The 1373-nt window shown below is 69.1% G+C and carries 1 protein-coding gene; it reads right to left on the bottom strand.

Annotated features, from left to right (window positions below; genetic code table 11):
- A partial coding sequence (locus SJ20_RS11380; protein ID WP_131661518.1) for an FAD-dependent oxidoreductase occupies positions 1-1373 on the bottom strand: 1373 nt, incomplete at both ends.

Genomic DNA, 1373 nt, shown 5'->3' with positions numbered 1-1373 from the left:
CGGGAGATGCGGGTCATCTCCTCCCGGTCCACGACCTTCACCCGCTCCCGCGCCACCGGACCGGCCTCCGTCGCCTGCGCACCCAAGGACTTCTCGTGGTCATCCAGAGCATGCCAGCCGGCCCACGTGGTGTACGGCACCTCACGGGACTCGAGCAGCTCGATCACCGACTCCTCGGAGGGCTCCTGGGCCGTCCACAGCCCCGGCTCGTCCTCGATCAGATGCTTGATCGTCTCCAGGGAGTCACCCTTGGTGTGCCCGATCAGGCCCACCGGGCCCCGCTTGATCCACCCCGAGGCGTACAGGCCCGGCACGGGGGCACCGTCCGCGTCGAGCACCCGGCCCTGCGCGTTCGGGATCACCCCGCGCACCTCATCGAACTCCACCCCCTCCACGGGCGAACCGAAGTAGCCCACCGCCCGGTAGATCGCCTGCACCGGGTAGTCCACGGTCTCGTCCGTCGGGCGGACCCCACCGGAACCGTCCAGCTCCATTCGGCGCATCCGCAGGCCGTCCACCCGGCCGTCGCCGTCCTCGTCCAGGAACTCCTCGGGGGCCTGGAGGAAATGCAGGTGCAGCCGACGCGAGGCGCTCTGCTGACGGTCCTCCTGCTCCATGAGCCAGTTCGTCAGCGTGCCCACCATGGTGCGGACCTGGTTGTTCTCCTCGATCGCCTTCTCCGAGGCCTCATCGAAGTCGAAGTCCTCCTCGTACAACACGATGTCCACATCCCGGGAGTGCGCCAGCTCCCGCAGCTCCAGCGGGGTGAACTTCACCTGCGCCGGCCCGCGCCGACCGAACACGTGCACGTCCGTGACCGGGGAGGCGGCCAGGTCCCGGTACACGTTGTCCGGGATCTCGGTGGGCAGCAGGTCCTCGGCATGCTTGGACAGGATCCGGGCCACATCCAGGGCCACGTTCCCGTTGCCGATCACCGCCACCTGCGTGGCCTCCAACGGCCAGTGCCGCGGCACATCCGGGTGCCCGTCATACCAGGACGCGAAGTCGGCGCCACCGAACGAGCCGGCCAACTCCACCCCGGGAACGTCCAGGGCCGCGTCCCGCACGGCCCCGGTGGAGAACACGATCGCGTCGTAATGCCGACGCAGATCCGCCAGGCTCAGGTCCGTGCCGTAGTCCACGTTCCCGAGGAAACGGATGTCCCCGCGGTCCATGACCTTGTGCAGGGCGGTGACGATGCCCTTGATGCGCGGGTGGTCCGGGGCCACCCCGTAGCGGATGAGGCCGAACGGGGCCGGGTACCGGTCGAACAGGTCGATGCTGACCCGGAAGTCCCGTTCCTCCTTGGTCAGGATGTCCGCCGTGTACACCCCGGCGGGTCCGGCACCGATGATGGCGATGCGCAACGGGCG

The sequence above is a fragment of the Micrococcus sp. MS-ASIII-49 genome, assembly GCF_000946635.1.
In the GTDB taxonomy this organism is placed as follows: domain Bacteria; phylum Actinomycetota; class Actinomycetes; order Actinomycetales; family Micrococcaceae; genus Micrococcus; species Micrococcus luteus.
This window is presented reverse-complemented; position numbering and strand designations above follow the sequence as displayed.